The organism is Ruegeria sp. CG11 (assembly GCF_056537245.1).
The window spans coordinates 58,134-78,591 of sequence record NZ_JBQFRE010000006.1; the positions used below are offsets into that span (position 1 = coordinate 58,134).

Consider the following 20,458-nt stretch of genomic DNA (forward strand, 5'->3'; position numbering starts at 1 on the left):
AATCTTGGTCAGATTAAAATATCGTGTACAGGTATTGAGGTTTTCACCTGCAGGGTCATATGGTGAGCTGATGGAGGGAGTGAGGTCGTCACCTCGATCTCCCTCGGTTGAAGTTAGGGTCTCCAGGGGCACGGTCTTCCAAACTTGTAGCCTCTGGGCCCGGCGATTTTGTCCCCTGCTAGAAAATCGTTAGCACGAGAACTAGGCTCAGAATTGAAGCCACCGCACCAATGATCATTAGTGCTTGGATCAATCTAGCCCTAAGCGACTGCTCTTGGTTCTTCATGTACCTAAAACTACGATGGTCTAGCTTGGGTTCAAGTGCGATGACGGAAAGTTAAGCAATATTAGTCGATGCGAGAGTCTCGCATTGCGCCGCTCTTTGGTGGTGTGCTGTCGTTAGGTGCAAAGCGTGCTTGCATCGTTGATCGGGGGCACACCTCCTGAGCGCGGCGGCGTGGAAGGACACGCAGGCAGGGGCCGATAATGATTAGCCGGAAGCCCAAGGGGCCGGTCGCGCCTTTTCTGTCGCGGGTAAACGGATGAAGCCGGTATCAAGCCCGGCCCGCGCTCAAAATGGTGATGTCACGGAAGGTACATCTTGAAGAGGACGCCGCCGTTCAGTCGGCCGGTCCACGCGCCATCGAGAATTCAAAGCCATCCTTAACCGGAACCTTCCCCCTCGGGTCAGCACTGGCTTTGGATAAGAGACGGGGGCGCAGGTGGCAGCAAGTGCCTCCGTCTCGCTAAATGAAAAAACGGGAGAATCCAAAATCCATGGCAGCCCGTAAAACCACAAAGGCAAAGCCGAAGACTTCGCGGAAAACGGCAGCCGCACCAAAGCGCGCAAAGACCAACGGAGGCGGGCGGCCCAAGGTCGAGATCGACATGGAACAGCTCAAGGCGATGGTCGAGATCCAGTGCACAGCGGAGGAATGCGCTCAGGTTCTCGGGGTTTCATCCGACACCATCGACCGCCGCTTGAAGGAGGAAACCGGGCAAGGTTTTGCGGAGTTCTATAAAAGGCACTCATCTGACGGCAAAGTCAGCCTTCGCCGCGCTCAGTGGAAGTCGGCTATAGGCGGCAACGTCACCATGCAGATATGGCTCGGAAAACAGATGCTCGCGCAGACTGACAAGTCAGAGACAGAAGTCACCTCGCCAGATGGGTCGATGACACCTCTGAATCAGGTGGTCACCTTCCAGCTTCCCGATAATGGGCGCGACAAGTAGGGTCATTCGCCCCCAAAATGGACCGCAGATGCAATTTCTGTCTTCAACGGCAGACATTGTCATTTACGGCGGCAGTGCCGGGGGCGGAAAAACATGGGGTCTTCTTATGGAGCCCCTACGGCACGTCAGCAATGGCAGGTTTGGCGCGGTGTTTTTTCGCCGGACCACAACACAGATCACAAACGAAGGCGGTCTTTGGGACGAGAGCGCTGAACTATTCCCGCTTCTTGGAGCTGCGCCCCGCACTCATGCCCTGCAGTGGGTGTTCCCGTCAGGCTCAAAGATCAAGTTCACGCATCTCGAGCATGAAAAGACGGTCAGGAACTATCAGGGATCGCAAATCCCGCTGATCTGCTTCGATGAGTTGACGCACTTCTCTGAAAAGCAGTTCTTCTACATGGTCAGCCGCAACCGCTCGATGTGCGGGGTTCGCCCCTATATCCGGGCAACCTGCAACCCGGACGCGGACAGCTGGGTCGCACGCTTCATCGCATGGTGGATCGATCAGGACACGGGCTACGCCATACCGGAACGGGCAGGGGTGCTGCGCTACTTTGTTCGGATCGGGGACGCCATTCATTGGGCAGACAATCCGCAAGACCTGGCTGAATACACGATGGTTGATGAGCATGGGAACACCGTGCCGATACCGCCCAAGTCGGTGACGTTCATACCGGCCAAGCTGACCGACAACAAAGCTCTGATGCAGGCGAACCCTGAATACATGGCGAACCTTCTGGCGCTGCCTCTGGTCGAGCGTGAGCGCCTTCTCGGGGGAAACTGGAAAATCCGGCCGGCGGCAGGGCTGTATTTCAGACGCGAATGGGTATCGCCCATCGATGTTATTCCCTCCGGCACGCGCTGGGTCAGAGGATGGGACCTCGCCAGCACACCAAAGACGGATGCAAATGATCCGGACTGGACCTGCGGCACAAAGGTCGGGATCACACCGGACGATCGAATAATAGTCGGCCACCACACCGCAGACCGGCAAGGACCAGCCGGGGTTGAACGGCTGATCAAAAACACCGCCGAGCAAGACGGAAAAGAGGTCATGATCGACCTCCCGCAAGATCCGGGGCAGGCGGGCAAATCGCAGGTCGCAGCGCTCAAGAAGATGCTGATGGGTTTCAATGTCAGATCCAGCCCGGAAACCGGGGACAAGATCACGAGATTCAGCGCCTTCTCGGCACAGGCTGAGGCCGGAAACGTTCACTATGTTCGCGGCCCATGGAACGAACGTTGGATGTCTGAGCTGGAAGGGTTTCCGGAGGCAGCGCATGACGATGACGCCGACAGCACAAGCCGGGCATTCAATGGACTTCTGAAAGCAGCACCAACCGCCCTTTTCGGAACATACGGGTAATCCATGACCACAGACCAACCGAACAACACGTCGTCTGACCACGACGCGATGAGAGATTATTGGGCCATGGTGGATGCCATTCTGGGCGGCGCCAAGTCCATGCGTGCGGCAGGTGAAACCAACCTGCCCAAGCACAAGGACGAGCCGAAGGAAAACTACGAACTCCGAAAGAAGAACGCCAAGTTCATCAACGTGTTTCGGGATATCACCGAGAACCTGGCGCAGCGGCCGTTTGGCAAGCAGGTGACGCTGGGCAACGACAGCGGGAACAAGGAATTCGAGGACTTCGCCGAAAACGTCGACAGCAAAGGCTCCAGCCTGCATGTCTTCAGCGCTGACCGCTTCTTTGCTGGTATCAACAACGGGATCGACTGGATACTGGTCGATTACACCAAGGACGTCCCGCAAGGCGCGACGGTTGCCGATGAAAAGCGCATCGGTGCCCGCCCGTATTGGGTGCACTACCCCGCGACAAGCGTTCTGGCCGCTTATTCCGCCCAGATCGAAGGCGATGAACAATTCATCCATGTCCGGTTGAATGAGCCGCAGAAAAAGCGGGTTGGGTTCAGCGAAGAGACAGTCGAGCGTGTAAGGGTTCTTGAGCGCCCCGAGCTTGAGGGCGGCGGTTACGGTCCCGCGCAGTTCGAAATCTGGGAAAAGCAGAAGGATGACAAAGGCAAAGAGGATTGGGTCTCGGTTGAAGGCCCAACGGCGCTGTCGATCGGTGTCATTCCTCTGGTTCCGTTCCTGACCGGTCGGCGCATCGGCAAGTCATGGCGTGTTCACCCGCCCATGCAGGACGCGGCCTATCTGCAGATCGAACTGTACCAGGAACTGAGCGGTTTGAAGCACGCCAAGGACCTGACGTGCTTCCCGATGCTCACGGCAAGTGGTGTTTCACCTGCGACGGACAGCAATGGGAACCCCGTCAAGGTTCCGGTCGGCCCCCATGCTGTCCTCTACGCCCCGACTTTTGATGGTGTCGCCGGTGAGTGGAAGTTCATTGAGCCAGGCGCGCAGTCGCTGGAATTCCTTGCCAAGGACATCAAGGAGACGATCAAGGAACTGCGGGAACTCGGTCGCCAACCGCTGACCGCACAATCCGGCAACCTCACTGTGATCACCACGGCTGTGGCCGCCAAGAAGGGTAATGCGGCCATTCAGGATTGGGCCCTGTCGCTGAAAGACGCGCTCGAAAATGCGTTCAAATTCACGGCCATGTGGCTGAAGGTCGAAGGTCAGGAACCTTCGGTCAACATCGATACCGACTTCGATCTCGGATGGGATGAGCAAGACGGGTTCGACTACCTGATCACCATGCACGACAATGGCGACATCAGCCATGCTGCGCTGATCAACGAGGCCAAGCGGCGCAACTACCTGCGGCCCGACTTCGATGCCGAAGAAGACATCAAGCAGATCCTCAACGAAATGTCAGGTGAAGACGAAGGCGACGCCGCCTGACGTTCACAGGCCCGCTGTGCGGATGCACGGGGCGTACCGAGCCGGATGGCTCACAGCAATGCGTGGAAGCGCAGAACGGAGAAACCATGAAGCTGAAGACGACGGAAATCGATGGCAAGACCTATGCGGAAGTTCAGGATGGCAAGCCTGTCTATGTGGACGAAGCCGGAAAGGATGTTGCATTTGATGCGCCGCACGCAACGTCGACGATCTCGCGCCTGAACGGTGAGGCGAAAGGCCACCGCGAAGCAAAGGAAGCCGCTGAGGCCAAGTTGAAAGGTTTCGATGGAATCGATGATCCTGCCGCAGCATTGGCAGCTTTGGCGACGGTCAAGAACCTGGATGACAAGAAACTTGTCGACGCGGGCGAGGTTGAAAAGGTCAAGGCCGAAGCAATCAAGGCCGTCGAGGAAAAATACAAACCCGTTGTCGAGGAAAACGACAGCCTGAAGAAAACGCTGAACAAGGAACTGATCGGCGGATCATTCTCCCGCTCTGAGTTCGTCAAGGACAAGATGGCTGTACCGCTCCAGATGGTTGAGGCTACGTTCTCGAACCACTTCTCGATCGATGACGGTAAGGTCATCGCCAAGGATGGCAGCGGCAATCAGATTTATTCGAAAGAACGCCCCGGTGAAGCGGCCACTTTCGATGAGGCGCTCGAAATTCTGGTCGATGCCTCGCCCTTCCGTGACAGCATCCTGAAAGGGCGCCAGCAAAGCGGTGGCGGCTCTGATGGTGGTGACGGTGGCGGAACCGGCAAGACCATGACCCGCAGCGAATACGACAAACTGGCGAAGGAAAACCCCTCGGCCGCCAAGAAAGCGGTGACCGAGGACAAGGTGACCATCGTCAACGACTGATCTTTGCCACGAGCAGGAAAGCAACTGGCGCAGAGGGCCGGATGGCCCGTTTTCGGACGAACCGTCCGGTTTCAACCCAACCCAAATGATGGAGCAGAATCATGGGTAACACTTTGACGGGGCTGATCCCCGACCTCTACGAAGCGCTGGATGTCATTTCCCGCGAATTGACCGGGTTTATCCCGGCTGTGTCCCGCAGTTCCAATGTCGAACGCGCGGCGCTGAATGAAAACGTACTGGTGCCGGTCACTGGTGCTGAATCCGCGGCTGACAACACCCCGAGCGTCAACGCGCCGGATACTGGTGACAACACCGTTGAAAACGTGGCCGTGACCATCAGCAAGAGCCGCCACGTTCCGGTGCGCTTCAATGGTGAAGAAACAAAGGGTCTGGAAAACTCGGGCACCTTCTCCACCATCATGGCCGGTCGCCTGTATCAGGGTATGCGCACTCTGGTGAACGAGATGGAGGGTGACCTGTATCTGGAAGCCTATCGCGCGGCCTCTCGTGCCTACGGCACCGCCGGGACCACGCCGTTCGCAACTGCGGGCGACATGAGCGACTTTGCGGGCATCCTGCGGATTCTGGAAGAGAACGGGGCGCCGACCAACGATCTGCAACTTGTTCTGGGTCACGCGGCCATCGGCAATATGCGCGGCAAGCAATCCAACCTGTTCAAGGTCAACGAGGCAGGTTCTGCGGATATGCTGCGTAACGGTATGACGGACCGTCTGATGAATTTCGCGCTGCGTCATTCTCACCAGATCGGCAGTCACACCAAGGGCACCGGCACTGGCTATCAGTTGAGCGGCGCGCTGGCGGCTGGTGACACCGCAATCGGCGTCGATACCGGTTCGAACACCATTCTGGCGGGCGACGTCGTGACGGTCGCAGGCGACAGCAACAAGTACGTCGTCAACTCCGATCTGTCCGGTGGTTCGTTCAACATCGGCAAGCCAGGCTTGATCGAGGCGGCGAACGACAACGCCGCGGTTACAGTCGGCAACAGCTACGCGCCGAACGTCGGCTTTGCCCGCTCGGCAATCGTGTTCGCGACCCGTGCGCCGGCACTGCCGAAGGATGGCGATATGGCTGCTGACATGACCACCATCGTGGATGATGTCTCGGGCCTGGCCTTCGAGATCGCGCTCTACAAGCAGTTCATGCAGAACGTGATCCACGTGCGTCTCGCATGGGGTCAGAAAGCGATCAAGAGCGAGCATATCGGTCTGCTGATCGGTTAAGCCGCTGATGCTTTGCAGAGGGGCCGGGGAGACTCGGCCTCTTCCACAGCATCAGAGAGGGAAAGCTCATGTCCAAACTGGAAACCGTGACGATTGTTAACGAAGCCGCCAAGAGCGGTTGCACCGTCATCAATGCATCGGACTTCGACGCTGACGTGCACGAGGTCTTTGAAGATGCAGACGGTGTATCGATTCCCGAGTCACCTGAAGAGATCGAGGAGATGGATCGGAATGACGTCATTGCGCTGCTGAAAGCCAATGGTGTTGAGGCGCCGAAAGGTAAGACCGTTGATCTTCGCGCTGCACTGAAGAAGATCATGTTCGTGGACGCATAACATGGCTTTGGAGGTCGAAGACGGCACCGGACGCGCGGATGCGGACGCGTTGGTCAGTCTGGCATTCGTTGACACGTACCATTCCAATATGGGCCGTTCAGGCTGGACCGGTGCGGATGTGGACAAGGAAACTGCCATCCGGCGCGCGTCTACCTTCATGGAGACGTCATTCGACTGGAAGGGCCGCAAGATCAATGGGCGCGATCAGGCAATGGCGTGGCCGCGCAGCGGCGTTGTTGATGATCAGGGTTATGCGGTGACCTCGAACGCTGTCCCGGCAGAGGTCCAGCGCGCGTGTGCTGAGATAGCCCTAAAGGAATTGACGAGCCCCGGTTCCATGACGCCGGAATACGTGCCCGCAGACCGCGTCAAATCCAAAAAGATTGGCCCAATCTCAAAAACCTTCGACCTGAGCCGCACGGATGCGCAGAGCGTGCGTCCTGTCCTTTTGGCAGTTCAGGATTTGATTTCAGGGCTGTTGGCAGGCGGCGGTGGGTCACACCTGTTTGGCGAGGCAACACGGGGATGAGTGATCCGCATGTTGTCAATTGCGACCACCTGATATGGGTTGGTTGGTTGCGCCAAACAGTGCTGGTGTTCAATGATCTGGATGAGTCCCGCTCCGAACTGGAGAGGTTCGGCGGCAATCCGGACGCCGCACTTGGGGGCGCCGGCTACTCGACCAATGAACTCGACGGCTCGGGCCTGTTTTGGATGGTGTTCCCGGGTGGAAACCCGTCAATCATCACCATCGTTCATGAGTGCATTCACGTAGTCGACTACCTGCTGGAATTCGCAGGCATTCCAATCGACGCGAACAACTCGGAGGTTCGTTGCTACATGACCGAGTGGCTGGTCGATCAGGTCATGCAAAAGTATGAGATGAAGGTGAAACATGCCTGAAGACTGGAACGCCCTAGCCGCAGAGGTGGCCGCGGATCTGGCCGAGGATGGCATACCCGCCACGCTCTACCGCCAAGGCGCAGCCTCCGGTTCAGAACACTCACCGGTGTTCGCCAATCCGACGCCCCACCCGGTCACGGTATTGATCGACAAGTTCACGTTGATGGAGCAGGCGCAGAACCACGTGGAGGTGGGAGACAAGAAAGTCTTCATGAGCGCAAGCGGGCTCGCAATCACACCATCTACAGAGGATTGGCTTGAGGTTGGTGGCACTGAATACACCATCAAAAACGTGGATTCCTTGGAACCTGGTGGCGTTCCTGTATTGTATACCATTCAAGCGCGTAGGCGCATTGACGAGGGTTAACGATGGCCAGAGACACCCGGCGGGCCTTCATGGCTCTACTCGACCAATTGGAGCCGCAAATTCGAGATGCATTCCTTGCGGCATTCGATGATATCCGCTCTCCGGCCCGATTGTCGGCGCTGGAAGCGGCAATTGAGCGCGGAGACTTGGGCGAAGTCCTTGCGGCTCTCAACCTGCGTGACGAGTTCTTTGCCCCGCTGGATCGTCAGATCGAAAACGCATTCTACCAAGGAGGCGTTTATCAACTAGCGGGCTTGCCAAAAAAGCCCTTGAGCGTAGGCGGGCCGCTTATAGTTCGCTTCTCACAGAGGAACCCGAGAGCAGAGGCTTGGGTGCGTCAGAGGTCAGCGAGCCTGATCACGGAGATCACAAGGGATCAGAGGGCGGGAATTCAACGGGTTCTGCAGACGGGGCTGGAAGCGGGGCGAAATCCCCGTGGAATCGCCCTTGATCTGGTCGGCCGGGTAAGCCGGGGGTCAAACAGACGCACAGGCGGCCTGATCGGGCTGACATCGGGGCAGATGGGATATGTCGAGGGGGCAGCCGCCGAACTGCGAGATCCCGCCCTCATGCGGGCTTATTTCAAGCGATCTTTGCGAGACGAGCGGTTTGACAGGACGGTAGCCAAGGCATTGCGCGAAGGTCGGCCGGTCCCGGAAGCGGATATCACAAAGATCACGGGGCGATATGCAGACAGGCTTCTGTTCTACCGCGGCGAGAAAATTGCCCGGACAGAGACGATACAGGCACTCAACGCCGGGCGAGACGAGGCAATCGAGCAGCTGATCGAAAGCGGCGAGGTGCCGCGCCAAGCGGTCAAGCACAAGTGGTCAGCCACGCTGGACGCGCGCACACGCGACATTCACCGATCGATGCACGGGCAGGAGGTCACCCAGGGGCAACCGTTTGCCAGCCCGACAGGCGCGCAGTTGCTGTTCCCGGGAGATACGTCACTTGGGGCAGCGGGCGGTGATGTAATCAACTGCCGCTGCTATGCGCAGGTCTCCGTAGACTGGCTGTCTCTGGCGCGCTGATGGCAGGCACATTCACGGCGCAGATCCGCAACTGGTCGGAGAAAGCCAAACGGAACATAGACCTCGTAGTCAAGCAATCGGCGCAGGACGTGTTTGAGATCGCGCAGACGACCACAGGGTCTTCGGCACAGAAGCCAAAGAAGGCAATCATCGGAACTGCACCGTTTATTGAAGGACGGATTCCTGTCGACACGGGGTTCCTGCGAAACAGCTTCGTGGCCACCCTGAACGGTTCAACAGCCTTGACCGGGCCGGACGCATATGTGCTGGCAATAAGTGGTTTTGAGTTGGGGGATGTCATCTTCGGGGGCTGGACGGCCGAATATGGCCCCGATGTCGAATATGGCGCCAACGGTGTGCCTCCGCGGTTCTACATGCGCGGCGCGGCCCAACAGTGGCAAAGCATCGTCAACGCCAACGCAGCAAAACTGAGGGAGTGATATGACCATCACGGCAGCACAAAAAGCGGCGCTTGACTATATCGAGGGCCTGTCCGACCGCCCGCAGACGGTTTTTCCGAATATCTCGGCAAAGGGCGAGGTGCCTCGCTGGGAAGTCATGGAAGGGCCGGTCAAGCCAAGTGTGAACACGCTGAAAGGTCAGGCCCATGCGGATCTTCTGTTGCAGATCGACGTGGTGACAGCAGGTGGCAAAGGCAGCGAGGACCAGCGCACACAGGTGCAAAAGGTGCTGGATGCATTCCAGCTACTCACCAATTTCGGCACTTGTCAGGTCATTCACCCGCCGTCTCTTGGCGGTTACCGCAAAGACAAGTCCGGAGCCTATCGCGTGTCCATCACCGTACCGTATCGGTTGCTGAGGGTTTGAAGGGGGATCACAGCTCAAGGCATTCCGACCGTGCGGGCAATGGTTGAGGAGTTTTGGGGTATGCAAAAGTGCCTAAAGACCTACACAGCTACTTCCATTCCAAACCCAAGTCTTGTCCACGTGAAAACTGTGGGTGCAGGTAGCAAACAATGACAATCTATCGCAAACTAATGTTCCCGGATTCAAGCTTTGCTCTGTTATCTCCGACCAAGAATCGACTATGTTGCACTTCTCTACCTTTTTTGGTGGCGGATTTTGTATTTCTGTCGTCTTTCCTCCGAGCTTGTGCTCAACGCGAAAGCTTTCCAGCGAAGCACAAGATTTACCGACAAACTGAGAAATCGTTCCCGTTGCAACTGCGGGCAGAAGAAAAGTTGCCGTGATGTCGGAATTCACTTTTTCACCTGGCGGTGGCTGCTGACCAAAAACAATGACATCGCCGGTGGTCTTTACACAAGACTGGCCCGGTAGCGCTCTGAACTTCAAACCCGCGTCATTCAGAATTTTTTCTGCTTCTGTCTGAGTTCGCCCAATGACGTTTGGCATCGTAATTTCGTTTGCAAACACCGGTAGTGCTAAAGAGAGGAGTATTGCAGAGGTCAACGAGAGTCTCATAGCGAATTCCTTTGGTTTAAATAAGTCAACCTTAACCAACGTGCCGAGATCGGGCAACAATTTCGGAAAGCTACCGTTTCGCTTACTGCTAAATCAGTCGTCAGAAGGGGGCTTGGGGCGGGTTGTGGCTAGTTCAGGCAGGCATGGCGGTTCGAGGTTTGTCCGGGCCATCCGAGGCAAGTTGGGCCAAGTTTTGGCAAGGCCATATAAGAGGCAGCCCTTCGGGGCTGTCATTCTTCGAAACCATGGGAAACGAACAATTCAACGCAAGCGTCAGCCGTAAGAGCGGTGAAAGCATCGTTCGAGAGTTTATCATAACAAGCTTTCCGAAGTCGCTTTTGGTATTCGACTCTGTTTTGTGTGCGTTCTTGACGAATTTTCTGTTGAAATTCGTCAAGAACCCTTTGGTTGGCTGCCTTTTTTTGAAGCCGTTTCTTCTCGTCTTCTTCTGAATAAAACGCGCCTCGTTCCGGATCAAAAAAGTAGCGTTTTCCGTAATAGGCCAGAAGGCACCGCATACCACGGAATCTCTCGTCCGGGTGCAGGCTAAGGTCTTTTCGGGAAAGCAGTTCCTCTGCCAGAGCCGAAACGTCGCCCTGACTATCTCTGAGAATGGTGATGCAGCTTTGAATAACATCTTCAGTTTCGGCATTCGAAAAGTCTGCTTGGTCTGCGTAAACAAAACTTGGTGCAGAGCTGATGATGGCCAACGCAGCAATGTATTTCATTGAAATACCTCTGTTTGAAAACGGATCAAATCTGAACGCCTTAAAGGCGAATATCAACCATGAAAGGAGCCTCAAATGGCTACTGGCGATACATATATCGAGCTTGGAACGAAACTGAAGATCGCGCCCGGTCGACCGGCAACGGAAGATCAGGCGGGCTATGCTGCGTTGTCGTGGACAGAAATCGAAGGGGTGATCAGCCTTCCCGAGCGCGGCGACACCATCAACGACGTGTCCGAACCGACCTTGAAAGACGGTCGTGTTGAACACTTCAACGGGTCCAAAGATGGTGGCGTCCTGACGATCCCGATCAAATACATCGAGGACGATGCAGGGCAGGCCGCGTTGGTTGCGGCAGCAGGCACGAACTCATCTTACAGCTTCCAAGAGGTGGACAGTGATGGCGTCCAGTCGCACTTCTACTATGGCCGCGTTCAGACGGTGATGCGCCGCGAAGCCACCCCCGACAGCTTCAAGGGGTATTCCTCCAACATCGCAATCAACTCCGGTCGCTTCACCGGTACGGAGGTCTGATTGTGGACCTGAGTAACTTCGACGTTCGGTCGGCCGCCGATGAAGGCGCCGACCTTCACCTCAAACACCCCGCAACAGGTGAAAAGCTGTTCGCAAAGGACAAGAAAACACCGTTCACCGTCCGGGTTCTGGGACGGGATGCCGAGATCGTTCAAGAGGCTGTGCGCAAGTCAAACGAACTTCGCGCCAAAGGGGATATGGACGAACAGGACGCGGCCCTAATGGTTCTCGCCTCTGCGGTCGCGGGCTGGCACGACGAAATGGAGATGGACGGAAAGCCTCTTCCGTACAACACAAAGAACGTAATGGTTCTGCTGTCCGATCCTCGTTCAGATTGGATCGCGGAGCAGATCACACCTTTTTCGCTGAGCCGCCGGAACTTCGCCAAGAACATGAAGAGCGTCTGACGCTCTGGGCAAAGACTTACGGGTACTACCACGCCAGACCCGGCAAGGAAAAGCGAACCCGGTGGCAGATTCACGAAAGAAACCACAAGAAGGAACCACCACTTCCCCCGACAGAGGCGGTTGAATACCTCGTTTTCGCCTTCATCGAAGCGGGGATGATGGAGAGTACTGGACACGGTCCAGTGGCCCTGTCTTGGCGGGAAATCCACGCATATGCCCAAGCCACGAGAGCCATTCGCGGCCCGTGGGAATGCAGAATGATCAAACGAATGTCAGCATCATACCTCGATGGAATCCGCATCGGCGGGAATGACTTAGGCATTCCACCCTGGAGTCCCTGATATGGATGTCGCCCGACTTGGAATTCAGATTGACAGTTCGGACGCCACCGGCGCTGCTGGCGATCTTGACCGGCTGACCGCTTCGGGGGCAAGAGCGGAAAAGCAAACCAACAAGCTGGGCGCCTCTACCAGCCTCGCGAGTGATGCAGCGCGTCGGGGGCGCACGGATTGGCGGCAGATCGGGCTGCAGTTCAATCAGGTGAGCCAGCAAACGGCCGCGACCGGGAATTTTATGCAGGCATTGTCAATTCAGATGCCGGATATCTTGCTGGGTTTTGGCTCAATTGGTGTCGCCGCTGGTATCGCCGCGCCTGCCATATTGAACCTTGGTGCCGCAATGCTTGGCACTTCGGGCGATGCTGAAAGGCTGGCGAAGGTGCTGGAAGACCTGAGCGAAGGTCTCAGCGAATTCCGGCGCGCTTCCCTTGAGGGTGCGGAACTTGCCGACTATCTGGCGGAACAGTTCGGTGTTGTCTCCACAGAAGCCCTTGATCTGGCCGAGCGCATCCAAGATTTGCGCATGGCGGAAATCCTCATCAATGCCGCAACTGCGGTAGATGAACTTACCGGGGCATTCCAGGGCGGCTTGCGATCAGAGCTCGCCCGCTTGGTCGATTTCTTCGAAGACTTTGACTACACCGGGGAACTGGCTGCTGATACCGCGCAGAAGTTTGCGCGCGGCCTTGAGAGCATCAGAACAGCAAAAGGGCCGCAGGATCAGTTAAACGCCGTAACTGGTCTTGCTGACATGCTGCTTGAAGCCGCCGGCAGTGTTGATGAAATGACGGCGGAGCAGCGCGAATACTATTCGCTGCTTCTGCAGACAGCGCAGCGCCTGAGTCTCGTGGTTTCACTGACCGGCGACGTTGCCAGCAACACGGGCAGCGCAGCGGACGAGGCCGCACGCTTGTCTGAAAACCTGATTGCGGCTGTGAACGCGCAGAACCGCATTGCTTCGGGTTTTGACGCCGAGGGTAGTGTTCAGGGTGGCCGGGGTTCAGTGGTTCCCAATGCTACGGACGGCATTCTTGCCGGAATGGGCGGCGAATTTGTTGACTTCGACAGGGGAGGCCGGGGTCGAAGATCGCGTGGCGGTGGTGGTGCTGACCGCTTTGAATCCGACCTTGACCGCTTGACACGGCAGTTGATGACCGAACGCAAAATTATCGACGAATGGTATTTCGAGGGGCAGGAAATCCTAGCCGACCGACGCGCGACCGAACTTCTGACGCAGGAAGAGCACAACGCCGCAAAGTTGGCTCTTGAGGCAGAGTATAACGAGAGAGTCGGACAGCTTCAGGAGGATCAGGCAGCGCACGCAAGGGACGCTCAGAAAACCGCAACCTCAGCTGCGGTTGGCTTTCTGAACACTCTGGCCCAGCACTCAAAGGGTGCAGCGGTGGCGTTGCTGGCGGTGAATACCGGACTCAGGATTTCTGAAGCTATCCAAAACACCGCTGTTGCTGCAACCCGCGCGCTTGCTGAATTGGGGCCGATCCTTGGCCCGCCCGCAGCAGCAAAGATCAAGGCTTTCGGCGCGGCGCAAGTTGGTTTGATCGGCGCAAACGCTGCCTTGCGCCTCGGCGCTGGGAGTGGTGGAGGGGGCGGCGTGGGCGGCTTCGCTTCTTCGAGCGCGGCATCGGGCGGCGCGAGCTTGGCCGGCCAATCCAATTCTCAGGATGCGTTGCCGATCGACCTTAGCATTCAGGCGATAGACCCGAACGGCACCTACCAGGGTCAGAGCATCATCGACTTGTTCGAAGAACTAAACGAGGAAGCCAAGCGGCGGGGCTTCCGTTCCATCGCATTCGTCTGATCAGAAACGGGCACGAGACCATAACATGACTGTTGTTTATCAAAGCGGGTACGCGCTGCCCGTTAACGATCAGCCTTTGATCCATGCCCGGGTTCTACATGCCCGTAACTGGCTGGATGGCGGCACCGCGACTGCCTCCAGCACGGATGCAGACTATTTCGAGGGCGCGCCTCTGAATCCGCTGACCTACGAAAAGTGGAAGCCGAACACCTCGGGAACCGAGACTTGGGAATATACCCATCCCAGTAGCGCACAAGCTGATTGCATTTGCATCGGCGGTCACACGCTCGGAACGGCGAATGTTCAGTTGGAGCTTCAGTATTGGAACGGCTCGACTTGGGTTGACCTGGTCGATGCCTTTGTCCCCATCGATGACAGTCCCATCATGGCGATTTTTGCACCGGTGTCTTCGGATCGCTGGCGGATGCGCCTGACGCCGCAAGGTTCTGATGTCGGGTATGTGGCAGTCTTTAAGGTTGGCCAGGCGTTGCAGTTCGAGCGCCCAATCAACGGCTCTCATGTGCCGGAGGTCTACAACCGCAACACGGTTTCAGAAACAAACCGGTCGGAAACCGGCGAAACAATGGGGCGGACCATTACCCGAACCACTCTGGAAGGGTCTTTCTCATGGAATCTGCTTACCGATTCATGGGTTGATGCAAACTGGCCCGATCTGCAGTTGGCGGTGGAAAAAGAGGCTTTCTTCATCGCGTGGCGGCCGGCAGACCGTCAGGAGTGCGCGCTTTGTGATGCAACAAATTCGCCCCGAGCAAACTACACGGGAGAGGCCGATTTCATGGCGGGTTCTCTGCGGGCTGAAGCGGTGGCGTGGTCTTAAAATGGTGTTGTTCTTTCCTCATGTTGAGTACCGCAACCGCGGGCATTCGATCTCCTTCAATCAACCGATGGGCGCCGGGGATGCACTTTCGTGCTCTTCAATCTCCCAATTGGACGGAAACGAACCCGATGAGGGTTCGATGATCCCGGATGGCCTGACTCAGTTGCTGGCGCCGAGCGAATGCGAGTGCCGCCATGACTGAAACCACTGTCGGCCGGGAGACGGTCCAACTGGTGGAGATCAAGCAATCTCTCTGCCAGCACACCTTTGGCGTTGCCCCGTGTACGGCCACGGGGACCGGTGATCAGAAGTGTTTCGAGACGCGCCCAACCTGCAAGGACACGCCCAATTTCGCGTTGGGAACGCCCTTGAGCCTGTTCTTTTCGAGAGGTCATCGCGCCGAGCAGGACATCCCCGGCGCACCCTATGTGATGCCGTTTCTTGTCAGTGTCTCGACGCGGCCCACACGGATCAATCTGGCCTCATCCAGCAAGACATCCACGGGCTTGGGGCAGCGCTCGGTTTGCAGAATTGTCCTGCGCGACAAGAAGCATTCCGACCGCGTCGTTGATCCGTATCGGGATGAACGGTCATGGGACACACTGAAGGACGACAGGGGAACCTTCTGGACGCGATGGTTGCCGCGGAACAAGTACCGCAACAACATGCAGATCGTTGTCTATGAGGGCTATGCCGGACAATCGCTCTCACAGATGACAAAGCGCACCTATTTCCTGTCCGAAATCAGTCAGGTTTCAAACGGTCAGGTTGTCATCGAGGGGAAAGACCCGCTTGCCCGGCTCGAAGAGCAGAAGACACAAATACCGCCTGTCAGTCCCGGTATTCTGTTTGCAGATATCAATGCGGTTCAAACATCGTTCTTTGTCGCCCAGGCTGTCGCCACGGACTATCCAGCGACCGGAACACTTCGGATCGGCGACGAAATTCTCACATATACCGGGCGTGCCGATTCAGGTGACTTGGTGGAGTTCACCGGTGTCACGCGCGGAACGGATAACAGTTCAGCAGACAATCACAGCGCGGATGATGCGGTGCAGGAGTGTCGACGCTTTACGGACGTTGCACCGAATGACGGACTTGAGAGCATCTGCCTTGAGGCCGGGATAGACCCGGCGTGGCTGGATACAGCCAATTGGGCCGATGAGATCACCACGCACCGACCTTTGTATCGGTTGAATACGCTGATCACCGAACCGGAGCCCGCTACCGATCTGGTATCGCAGATTCATGAGCAATGTGTTTTGTACATTTGGTGGGATGAACGGGACAGCCTGATCAAGCTGAAGGCCATCAGGGGCATCGAGGACCAGCCACCGGTTCTCAAGGATGATGAAAACATAATCGCCGGGTCGCTGCGTTTCAGGGAAAAGCCGGATCAAAGAGCATCCCAAGTCTGGATTTACTACAACCAGACGGATTTCACCAAAAAATGGGACGATCACGAGGCCTATCAGCCGCAGTTCGTGCGCGCGGATCTGGACAGTGAAAAGCCGGAGCGGAACGGCGAGCCAGCCATACGCAAAATATATGCACGGTGGCTCAACGCTGGCGCACTTGCCCAAAGTACAGCATCAAAGATCGGAACGCGTTACGTTGACACACCGATGGAGGTGGTCTTTCGGGTAGACGCGAAGGACCGGGGGTATTGGACCAGCGACGACTTCATTCTCGATCACTATCTCGATCGGGATGACTACGGCAATCGCCGCAAGCGGTTCTGGACCATCATTTCGGCCGAAGAGCGCGAGGCTGGAAAGGTCATCGAGTACGTGGCCGAGGACACGACGCTTAACGGTCGCATTCACTACGTCATGGCAGATAACTCGCCCGACTATCCCGGCGCAGAGAACGCACCATTCCGAAATTGTTACATCGGCGATGCCAACGGACTGCTGTCTGATGGCACTCCTTGCGGGAGAATTTCATGAGTTGGACGAACATCCTGCTGGCGGCCTATGACCAGGACAGCCCGGTCACAGAAACGCTCCTCACTGCAATCATCCAGAATATCTCAGCGATAATGAATGGTGACAGCGGCGCGCCGCGGCTGCTGGACGCCGCCCTTGGATCGACGGTGACAACCGCAGGTACGGACTGGACGCGATTGCGGTACGCAGGCGCTGCTGCTGGCAGCGTTGGTTCTCTGGTGTTTGGTAGAGGGTCATCGGGCAAAAGCTATGGTCAAACCGATAGTGGCTCCAACATTAGACCTACGAATGCAGCTGGTACGCCAATTGGGTCTACATTGAGCGGCACTTGGCGCTGCTTGGGGCACACTTCGGGGGGCAATGAACCACAATCAACGCTTTGGCTAAGGATTTCATAATGCTGGAATTTCGCAACCCAACAAGAAACGCGACTGGCGGCATTGATTGCGAGATCAACCACCCTGACTTCGGCTGGATACCATTCTCAGCGGATTCAACAGATGCGGAACAAGCAGGACGTGACCTGTTTGCCGTCATCGAAGCGGAAGACGCCGACGAAAACAGCCCCACCACTATCGCCGCGTATGTGTCCCCAGCTAAATACCCTGATCTCAAATCTGCACGTGCCGCAATGGTGGCCTTTGTTGATGAGTTTATGGAGTTGATCACAGGCAAAATCCCTGAATATGAGCGAGCCAGTTGGCCTTCGAAAGCAGAGGCGGCAAGGGCATACGAGGCAGGAACAGCTCGGCCAGATCAAGCGGCGATGATTGCAAATGAGGCTACTACATCGTCCCGAACGGAGTCCGAGGTGGCAGCCATCATTGTGGCTCGCGCGGACTTGTACCAAGAAATCATCGCTCACTCTGCGGGATTGAGAGTTGCCACGGAACAAAGTCTTGAGGCGGTTACAGACCCGCACGAGTACGAAACCGTTCTCGTTAACGCGAAAGCGCAGGCCATCGCTTTGGCTCAAAGCCTGGGGGTCACGGTGACGCCATGATGACTGCGATCTGGGAATTTCTTCTCGAGTTGGGTTCGGTTTTTTCTCGGCTTATCAACGTCCTCAGAGGGCGCACAGCGGATTTATCCACGTCGGCGCATTCCCACCGGGACAGCTTGCCCGAGGAACGGTGGATCGACCGGCTGTTTTTCTTTCAGAAGGCCCATTGCAAGTGGGCCTGGGAGAGAGAGGTTGAACGGTCGCGGGAAAATGTTCGCATCGCAGATGCGCGGGCGGGGAGATGAAGGTCCCTTACATCTACCGGGCGCGTGTTACGGACGTATACGACGCCGACACAATAACCGTGACCGTTGACCTCGGATTTCATGGTGCGCTGCAAAAAGTGAAGGTCCGGCTCTTTGGGATCAACGCGCCAGAAGTACGCGGCCCGGGGAAAGAAGAGGGGTTTGTGTCTCGCGATTGGCTGCGTGATCAGATCCTCGGCAAAGACGTCGTCATGCAAACGTTCAAGAACGGTCGTGGCAAGGGCAAGTACGGCCGCTGGCTTGCAAACATTTACCGCTCTGAAACTGAACCGCTCAGCCTGAACGATGAGATGGTCGAGCGGGGCTTGGCACAGCGCGCGCATTACTGAATGGCAACCAGGCAAGGGCAGGGCGGAATGATGCATTTCGGTGAACAAACTCACAACGACAGCGAGGGGAAAAGCATGGCGACAGGAAAAGAACCATGGCACCTCGACCGAAAGGTGCCGATTGCGTTGATCGTAACCATCCTCATTCAAAGCGCTGCTGCGGTTTGGTTTGCAGCCGTTTTGTACAGTCGGGTCAACGTGCTTGAACGAGATGTCGAGCGCCAACGCGTAGTGGACCAGACGCAAAACACCAACATCAACAGGCTGGTTTCTGACGCTGCGGCGCAGGACCAAAAGCTGGAATCCATACTCGACATCGTTGAGCGCATGGATCGCCGCCTAGAGCGGGTTATCGACGGGAACTGACCCCCACAGAATCCACCCACCTAGCCCCGCCTGCGGGGTTTTTGGCATTGGAGGAAGGCCCATGCGCCACAACTATCGGCAGATACAAGACTGGATCGGCCTTTCCGAGGGTGGCTATGTCAATCATCCGAAAGACCCGGGCGGTGCCACTGATCGGGGTATAACGCAGGCGACCTACGACGCCTGGAATAGACGTCTGGGTCGGACGCCAAAGTCAGTACGCGGAATCTCCAAGATAGAGGCCGAGCGGATCATCGAGTTCCAGTACATGGACGCGGTGCGCGCTGACGCGCTGCCCTCGGGGCTCGATTACGCGGTTTCGGACTACTCGGTGAATTCCGGCCCCGGCAGAGCAGCACGGGATCTGCAACGGGTTCTCGGCGTGAAAGCGGACGGGGTGATAGGAGCACACACACTTGCTGCAATTCAGGCGGCAGATACGCAGGACGTCATTCTGAAACTCTGCCGGCGACGCATGTCTTTCCTCAAAAGTCTGAAACACTGGCAGACATTCAAAGTCGGTTGGACGCGCCGTGTCATGGGCGACAAGCCGGGCGCGCAGACCGGCGATATCGGCGTGGTCGATCGAAGTTGGCGTATGGCGCGAAACAACGGCAGAGCGATACCGGCGCCGAAACAGGCTGCACCGGGCAAGGCGCTGGAAGGCGCGGAATCGATCGTCACCAAAATCCTGAACTTCATTCTCAATCTGTTTGGAGGAAGATCACATGTTTAAAGGATACCGAACGCGCCTTTTTGGTATGCTCGTTATTATCCTTGGTATTCTGGAACAATTCACGCCTGATATTATCAGTCAGATTGTACCAGCTCAGTATCAGGGCATTGCGGTGGCTGGCATCGGCATTCTCGTGATCATTCTCCGCGAAATCACTACGACGCCTCCGGGCCGATCGAACTGATGTTACGCTTTCTTTTGTCCTGGCTCACCTCGGGGCCGTTGGATCGGCTTCTGAACACGGTTGATAAAAAGATTGCAGCCGAAACCGACAAGGAAAAGATCAAGGGCGATTTGATCCAAGCCTATTATCGGACGCGGGCGGATTGGATGGAGAAGGGCGGTTTCGCTCTGATGCTGCTATTTGCCGTGCCGCTCGCGTTCTGGTTCGGATCGGTCGTGATCTACAGCGTGTTTTGGTGTCAGGACTGCGCTTATCCAAAGCAATGGTCAATCGCCGCGCTGCCACCGCCGCTGGATGAATGGGCGGCACTCATAGTCGCCAGTATCTTCGGTGTGATCGGGGTGACAACTTGGTCGCGGAGGCGGAAATGATGCGCATTCTGTTCGCTCTCTCCCTGACTCTGTTGGTTCCATCGATCGCATGGGCAAGCAGTTGCGCTCAGCGTGAGCATGTCATTGCTAGGCTTCAGGACAGTTATTCGGAAGAATTGCGCTTCGGTGGCCTGCAGAAAACGCGCGGGGCGCAGGCGGTCCTGGAGGTCTGGGTGTCGGAGGAAACTGCATCCTACACCGTCCTTGTGACCCAGGCCAACGGCATCAGCTGCATCGTCGCAGTCGGCGTTGACTTTTTCGAAGCGATCCCGGCGCAAGAACTGCCCGGCGATCCCCTGTAACCCCGCGCCGGGGTCCGGCGCATCTGCATACAATAG

At 56.8% G+C, this 20,458-nt stretch carries 27 protein-coding genes; 25 read left to right on the top strand and 2 right to left on the bottom strand.

The window, feature by feature from the left end; genetic code table 11:
* The first annotated feature begins 750 nt into the window (after positions 1–750).
* The 12 genes from ACR0KW_RS14775 to ACR0KW_RS14830 all read left to right on the top strand — a co-directional run bounded on the left by ACR0KW_RS14775 (position 751) and on the right by ACR0KW_RS14830 (position 9,637).
* Entirely contained in the window at positions 751–1,233 is a 483-nt protein-coding gene (locus ACR0KW_RS14775) for a hypothetical protein (protein ID WP_480805668.1), read from the top strand.
* Positions 1,234–1,261: 28 nt separating this feature from the next.
* Positions 1,262–2,599, top strand: coding sequence for a phage terminase large subunit (terL, locus tag ACR0KW_RS14780; RefSeq protein WP_480805669.1), 1,338 nt, complete (start codon positions 1,262–1,264; stop codon positions 2,597–2,599).
* Positions 2,600–2,602: 3 nt separating this feature from the next.
* Positions 2,603–4,063, top strand: a complete 1,461-nt coding sequence (locus ACR0KW_RS14785; RefSeq protein ID WP_480805670.1) for a DUF4055 domain-containing protein — start codon at positions 2,603–2,605, stop codon at positions 4,061–4,063.
* 86 nt (positions 4,064–4,149) lie between these two features.
* Positions 4,150–4,926 carry a DUF6651 domain-containing protein gene (locus ACR0KW_RS14790; RefSeq protein WP_480805671.1) on the top strand — a complete coding sequence of 259 codons (777 nt, stop codon included), beginning with the start codon at positions 4,150–4,152 and terminating at the stop codon, positions 4,924–4,926.
* Positions 4,927–5,027: 101 nt separating this feature from the next.
* The gene (locus ACR0KW_RS14795) at positions 5,028–6,170 is read left to right on the top strand and encodes a major capsid protein (protein WP_480805672.1); all 1,143 of its coding nucleotides are present in this window, start codon (positions 5,028–5,030) and stop codon (positions 6,168–6,170) included.
* A gap of 68 nt (positions 6,171–6,238) precedes the next feature.
* Positions 6,239–6,505: a hypothetical protein gene (locus ACR0KW_RS14800; RefSeq protein ID WP_480805673.1), complete on the top strand. Its 267-nt coding sequence runs from the start codon at positions 6,239–6,241 to the stop codon at positions 6,503–6,505.
* 1 nt (position 6,506) lies between these two features.
* Positions 6,507–7,034, top strand: coding sequence for a DnaT-like ssDNA-binding protein (locus tag ACR0KW_RS14805; protein ID WP_480805674.1), 528 nt, complete (start codon positions 6,507–6,509; stop codon positions 7,032–7,034).
* Positions 7,031–7,408 carry a hypothetical protein gene (locus tag ACR0KW_RS14810; protein ID WP_480805675.1) on the top strand — a complete coding sequence of 126 codons (378 nt, stop codon included), beginning with the start codon at positions 7,031–7,033 and terminating at the stop codon, positions 7,406–7,408. The genes ACR0KW_RS14805 and ACR0KW_RS14810 overlap by 4 nt, the downstream gene beginning before the upstream one ends.
* Positions 7,401–7,775: a hypothetical protein gene (locus ACR0KW_RS14815; protein ID WP_480805676.1), complete on the top strand. Its 375-nt coding sequence runs from the start codon at positions 7,401–7,403 to the stop codon at positions 7,773–7,775. Before ACR0KW_RS14810 ends, ACR0KW_RS14815 begins: the two co-directional genes overlap by 8 nt.
* Positions 7,776–7,777: 2 nt before the next feature.
* A complete protein-coding gene (locus tag ACR0KW_RS14820; protein ID WP_480805677.1) occupies positions 7,778–8,809 on the top strand; it encodes a phage minor head protein in 1,032 nt (343 codons plus the stop codon).
* Positions 8,809–9,249, top strand: a complete 441-nt coding sequence (locus ACR0KW_RS14825) for a hypothetical protein (RefSeq protein ID WP_480805678.1) — start codon at positions 8,809–8,811, stop codon at positions 9,247–9,249. The genes ACR0KW_RS14820 and ACR0KW_RS14825 overlap by 1 nt, the downstream gene beginning before the upstream one ends.
* Position 9,250: 1 nt before the next feature.
* Complete coding sequence (locus ACR0KW_RS14830) at positions 9,251–9,637, top strand: hypothetical protein (protein WP_480805679.1); 387 nt, start codon at positions 9,251–9,253, stop codon at positions 9,635–9,637.
* Positions 9,638–9,709: 72 nt separating this feature from the next.
* Here the strand turns inward: ACR0KW_RS14830 and ACR0KW_RS14835 are convergent, their stop codons facing one another.
* Both ACR0KW_RS14835 and ACR0KW_RS14840 read right to left on the bottom strand, forming a co-directional pair.
* Positions 9,710–10,252, bottom strand: coding sequence for a PASTA domain-containing protein (locus ACR0KW_RS14835; RefSeq protein ID WP_480805680.1), 543 nt, complete (start codon positions 10,250–10,252; stop codon positions 9,710–9,712).
* 230 nt (positions 10,253–10,482) lie between these two features.
* On the bottom strand, positions 10,483–10,980 hold the full coding sequence (locus tag ACR0KW_RS14840; RefSeq protein ID WP_480805681.1) for a hypothetical protein: 498 nt from the start codon (positions 10,978–10,980) through the stop codon (positions 10,483–10,485).
* 75 nt (positions 10,981–11,055) lie between these two features.
* On the opposite strand from ACR0KW_RS14840, the gene ACR0KW_RS14845 reads away from it, so the two are divergent.
* The 13 genes from ACR0KW_RS14845 (at position 11,056) to ACR0KW_RS14905 (ending at position 20,422) form a co-directional block, all read left to right on the top strand.
* Positions 11,056–11,514 (top strand): hypothetical protein, encoded by a 459-nt coding sequence (locus ACR0KW_RS14845; RefSeq protein WP_480805682.1) that lies wholly within the window; start codon positions 11,056–11,058, stop codon positions 11,512–11,514.
* A gap of 2 nt (positions 11,515–11,516) precedes the next feature.
* Positions 11,517–11,921, top strand: coding sequence for a hypothetical protein (locus ACR0KW_RS14850; protein WP_480805683.1), 405 nt, complete (start codon positions 11,517–11,519; stop codon positions 11,919–11,921).
* 342 nt (positions 11,922–12,263) lie between these two features.
* Positions 12,264–14,078 (top strand): hypothetical protein, encoded by a 1,815-nt coding sequence (locus tag ACR0KW_RS14855; RefSeq protein ID WP_480805684.1) that lies wholly within the window; start codon positions 12,264–12,266, stop codon positions 14,076–14,078.
* A 25-nt stretch (positions 14,079–14,103) separates the two neighbouring features.
* Positions 14,104–14,916 (top strand): hypothetical protein, encoded by an 813-nt coding sequence (locus ACR0KW_RS14860; protein ID WP_480805685.1) that lies wholly within the window; start codon positions 14,104–14,106, stop codon positions 14,914–14,916.
* 194 nt (positions 14,917–15,110) lie between these two features.
* Entirely contained in the window at positions 15,111–16,865 is a 1,755-nt protein-coding gene (locus tag ACR0KW_RS14865; RefSeq protein WP_480805686.1) for a hypothetical protein, read from the top strand.
* Positions 16,862–17,263 (top strand): hypothetical protein, encoded by a 402-nt coding sequence (locus ACR0KW_RS14870; protein WP_480805687.1) that lies wholly within the window; start codon positions 16,862–16,864, stop codon positions 17,261–17,263. Before ACR0KW_RS14865 ends, ACR0KW_RS14870 begins: the two co-directional genes overlap by 4 nt.
* The gene (locus ACR0KW_RS14875; RefSeq protein WP_480805688.1) at positions 17,263–17,868 is read left to right on the top strand and encodes a hypothetical protein; all 606 of its coding nucleotides are present in this window, start codon (positions 17,263–17,265) and stop codon (positions 17,866–17,868) included. Before ACR0KW_RS14870 ends, ACR0KW_RS14875 begins: the two co-directional genes overlap by 1 nt.
* Before the next feature lie 304 nt (positions 17,869–18,172).
* Entirely contained in the window at positions 18,173–18,463 is a 291-nt protein-coding gene (locus ACR0KW_RS14880; protein WP_480805689.1) for a thermonuclease family protein, read from the top strand.
* Positions 18,464–18,490: 27 nt separating this feature from the next.
* On the top strand, positions 18,491–18,829 hold the full coding sequence (locus ACR0KW_RS14885) for a hypothetical protein (protein ID WP_480805690.1): 339 nt from the start codon (positions 18,491–18,493) through the stop codon (positions 18,827–18,829).
* A 61-nt stretch (positions 18,830–18,890) separates the two neighbouring features.
* Positions 18,891–19,565, top strand: a complete 675-nt coding sequence (locus tag ACR0KW_RS14890; RefSeq protein WP_480805691.1) for a glycoside hydrolase family 108 protein — start codon at positions 18,891–18,893, stop codon at positions 19,563–19,565.
* A complete protein-coding gene (locus tag ACR0KW_RS14895; RefSeq protein ID WP_480805692.1) occupies positions 19,558–19,749 on the top strand; it encodes a hypothetical protein in 192 nt (63 codons plus the stop codon). Before ACR0KW_RS14890 ends, ACR0KW_RS14895 begins: the two co-directional genes overlap by 8 nt.
* Positions 19,749–20,120: a hypothetical protein gene (locus ACR0KW_RS14900; protein ID WP_480805693.1), complete on the top strand. Its 372-nt coding sequence runs from the start codon at positions 19,749–19,751 to the stop codon at positions 20,118–20,120. Before ACR0KW_RS14895 ends, ACR0KW_RS14900 begins: the two co-directional genes overlap by 1 nt.
* Positions 20,117–20,422: a hypothetical protein gene (locus tag ACR0KW_RS14905; RefSeq protein ID WP_480805694.1), complete on the top strand. Its 306-nt coding sequence runs from the start codon at positions 20,117–20,119 to the stop codon at positions 20,420–20,422. Before ACR0KW_RS14900 ends, ACR0KW_RS14905 begins: the two co-directional genes overlap by 4 nt.
* The last annotated feature ends 36 nt before the right edge of the window (positions 20,423–20,458 follow it).